The sequence below is a fragment of the Microcystis sp. M53602_WE12 genome (assembly GCF_030065455.1).
In the GTDB taxonomy this organism is placed as follows: Bacteria; Cyanobacteriota; Cyanobacteriia; order Cyanobacteriales; family Microcystaceae; genus Microcystis; species Microcystis aeruginosa.
Genome location: NZ_JASJFB010000504.1, coordinates 1 through 3,504, shown reverse-complemented (window position 1 = coordinate 3,504; position 3,504 = coordinate 1). Strand labels below are relative to the sequence as shown.

The window sequence follows — 3,504 nt, the reverse complement described above, 5'->3', positions numbered from 1 at the left end:
GACTTCCACTACTAGCACATGATTCTCATTAGTTACTAACACATCAATTTCTAGGGTTTTACCGTCGAGACGTTTTCTGACTCTTTGACTAACTTGATGTACGGGAATCTGACGATTTAAAAATAAAGTCTCACAAGCTGGGGCTACCATATTTTCGACAAAACGACCCCATTTACCCCCAAGATTACCAATTTCTTGACTGAGTCTGGTAATTTGGCGATCAGTTGCTTGAAAGCGTCGCTCGGTTTCTTTTTGAGCTTCTACTAATTCGGCTAATAATCTCCAAACGTCATCGGCGGTGGTGGTCATAATTTTTCCTCTAAATTAACTTGACACTAACCCGATTATATCTTGTTTGAAGGATAGAGCCTGATGGCAGATAATGAAATAGTAGCGATTTTTTTTAATATGGCGGATCGCAATTGTAAGTCGAAATGGCTATCGATCATAGGAATTGGTGAAGATGGCTTAGAAGGGTTAAGTTCGGTGGGGCGAAGTCTGCTTTCTTTAGCATCAGTTATTGTCGGTGGTGAACGACATCTGGCAATGTTACCCCCAGAGGATCGACGGCAAAAACTGCTCTGGACTTCTCCTATTCAAGACTCTGTGAACGAGATTATCCGCCTTCGTGGTCAATCCGTCTGTGTTTTGGCCAGTGGTGATCCCATGTGCTACGGGATTGGTGTCACCCTCACCCGTCAGATTCCCCTTGAGGAAATGACGATTATTCCCTCTCCTTCTGCCTTCAGTCTTGCCTGTAGTCGTTTGGGTTGGTCTCTGAGTGAAGTGGAAACTTTGAGTTTGTGCGGTCGCCCTCCGGCTTGGTTGAATGGGGTGCTTTATCCCGGCGCTAAACTGCTGGTACTGAGTGCCGATGCCCAGACTCCAGCGATCGCTGCTCGGCTGCTCCGGGAGGGAGGTTTTGGCGAAAGTTCCATCACGGTTTTAGAACATCTAGGGGGAACCCTAGAACGCCACATTCAAGGCATCGCCAACGATTGGCAATTTACAGAGCTGGCGGATTTAAATGTCATCGCCATTAGCTGCATCTCCTCCCATCCCACCACCCTGGCGCCGCGCCTTCCCGGACTGCCGGATTCTGCTTACCATCATGACGGCCAGTTGACAAAAAGAGAAGTTCGTGCTATCACTCTGAGTACATTGGCTCCCCTACCCGGACAATTGCTCTGGGATGTGGGGGCAGGTTGTGGTTCCATTGCCATTGAGTGGCTGCGGAGCGATCGCCGTTGCCAGGCTATTGCGATCGAACATCATCCCACCAGATTACAATACATTGCCGATAATGCCGCCGCCTTGGGAACGCCTCACCTGCAAATCGTCGCCGGAATCGCACCGAGCGCCCTGGAAGATTTACCGCAGCCGGACGCTATTTTTATTGGTGGCGGTATCACCACACCCCACCTATTGGAAACCTGTTGGTTAGCCCTGCGCCCCGGGGGTCGTCTTGTTGCCAATACTGTTACAATTGAAAGCGAATTAGTCCTCTTGCAATGGCATAGTAAATTAGGAGGGGAACTGCTGCGAATTGGCATTGAAAAAGCCGAACCGGTCGGCAAGTTTTTGGGTTGGAAAGCAATGGCTCCCGTAACCCAGTGGACTGTTCTGAAACCGAGATTGTAAATCCTTGATTTTGTCCTTGCTCTCTCTTGCAAAAGTTGTCAATAGAACTTTTTGGGTATTCTTTTCCTCTCTAATTAGTTAGGTGTTAAAAATTGTCAGATCCCCCTTAATAAGGAGGGATCAAAGCCCCCCTTATCAAGGGGGGTTGGGGGGATCAAAGCCCCTTAATAAGGAGGGATCAAAGCCCCCCTTATCAAGGGGGGTTGGGGGGATCAAAGCCCCTTATCAAGAAGGATCAAAGCCCCCCTTATCAAGGGGGGTTGGGGGGATCAAAGCCCCTTAATAAGGAGGGATCAAAGCCCCCCTTATCAAGGGGGGTTGGGGGGATCAAACTTCCAATTACTCCACAAACTCCCTCAAAATTACTCAAAACTTCTTGATTAGTAAAGCGGATTACTGTTAATCCATAACCTGATAAAATTTGGGTTCTTTCTAAGTCATAGTTCTGAGCATCTTCACTATTATGAATATCACCATCAATTTCAATCACTAATTTTAATTCGGGGCAATAAAAGTCAACAATAAATTGATCAATCGGTCTTTGACGATGAACTCTATATTTAAAATTTTTTAAGTATTCATACCAAAGTTTTCTTTCAGCTTTGGTCATGTTTTTACGGAGTTCTTTGGCTCGTTCTACGAGTTTGGGATTGTAGGGTAGATGATGATTGGTTAATTGCATAAGCTTACTTTCTGGTTAGTCATGTTACCGTACTTAGCCCCCCTTGATAAGGGGGGTTGGGGGGATCAAACTTAACGTGATTGCAGTTTTATTTATTAAAAAAAGAAAGATTATTTTTCAACTAATAAGTTTAGCATATATAGCGTTTTCTGTTCGCACGAGGTACATTATTAATGTTGAAAAGCTTGGCTCTTCGTTACTTGTTATGGTTCGATAGGGGGCATAAATCGACTAAATCCTTATCTGGCAAAAGACTTAATTGATTAGTTCGCTCTAGATAAAAAACAATTGACAAAAATCGCTAAATGCCTTTCTATATAAGGGTTCCATCCCTTATAACCCCCCGTCCATTGCATAACACAAACCGAAGAGCCAAATTTCTGGAAGATCAGAAGGCTGAGAGGTCAAGAGTGGGAATTCAAGAGAAATAAAATCGATATTCAACTTGTTTCCCATCCTAAAATCTGATTTCTAGGTTTTTTATCCTTCAGAAATTAATCATGCCCAAAATCCGAAGTATTGGTAGTCTGATAAGCTTATATAGCAAGCATAAGGGCAAATATTAACTAATATAAAATCGTGCCAAATTTCCCCCACTAAATCAGCATTTCCAGGACTTCCCTGGGGGGGGAATTACGGTTAGGAACTTTTTCTATATACATCGCCACTATTCTAGCAAATAGAGAGAATTCTTGTTGATTAAGAAATGCTACAAACTACATGGGTACATTAAGAGAAGTTAATGGGTGCATCCATTGATGGATAAGGGTTTTCGGCTGTTATAGCTGAACTTCCCTCGTATAACTATACTAGCTATGGCTAAAAGTCTTACAGAGCCTGAGTTAAAGCAATGTAATACTAATTAAATACTGGCTACAAACTCCTGAAATCCTTACGCAGACAGGGTTTGAGGCAAAATTTTTCAAATTTGACCTTTCGACCATTATAGCTTGTTTCCGGGCAGAAAACCATCAAAAACATGACTACAGAGGGAATCGCTGACTCTAGAGATTAATGAGACCATCTGTTATATTAGGGACTTCCAGAGAATAAAATACCCAACAAAAAAATAGAAAAGTGTTTTTTTGAAAAAGTTATTATTTTTGTCTAGGAAAACAAAGAGTCTCCCATTACAACCTATTTTTCCGAAAAAATAGGCAGCACACACTCTTATACTTCCG

General features: G+C 43.1%; 3 protein-coding genes. 1 reads left to right on the top strand and 2 read right to left on the bottom strand.

The features are described 5' to 3' along the window. Window positions 1-309, bottom strand: a 309-nt coding sequence (locus PX482_RS16660; protein ID WP_288026267.1) for a DUF3782 domain-containing protein, incomplete at its 3' end; no start/stop codon positions are given. Between the two features lie 63 nt (window positions 310-372). Between PX482_RS16660 and PX482_RS16655 the strand changes: the two genes are divergently transcribed. Then, on the top strand, window positions 373-1,641 hold the full coding sequence (locus PX482_RS16655; protein ID WP_002757715.1) for a bifunctional cobalt-precorrin-7 (C(5))-methyltransferase/cobalt-precorrin-6B (C(15))-methyltransferase: 1,269 nt from the start codon (window positions 373-375) through the stop codon (window positions 1,639-1,641). Window positions 1,642-1,891: 250 nt separating this feature from the next. On the opposite strand, the gene PX482_RS16650 is transcribed toward PX482_RS16655, so the two are convergent. Continuing rightward, window positions 1,892-2,323 carry an endonuclease domain-containing protein gene (locus tag PX482_RS16650; protein WP_223213117.1) on the bottom strand — a complete coding sequence of 144 codons (432 nt, stop codon included), beginning with the start codon at window positions 2,321-2,323 and terminating at the stop codon, window positions 1,892-1,894. Window positions 2,324-3,504: the final 1,181 nt, after the last annotated feature.

Excerpts from the sequence above, each read along its gene's own strand:
- PX482_RS16655 (WP_002757715.1), top strand. The coding sequence starts at position 373 with ATGGCAGATAATGAAATAGTAGCGATTTTTTTTAATATGGCGGATCGC.
- PX482_RS16650 (WP_223213117.1), bottom strand. The coding sequence starts at position 2,323 with ATGCAATTAACCAATCATCATCTACCCTACAATCCCAAACTCGTAGAA.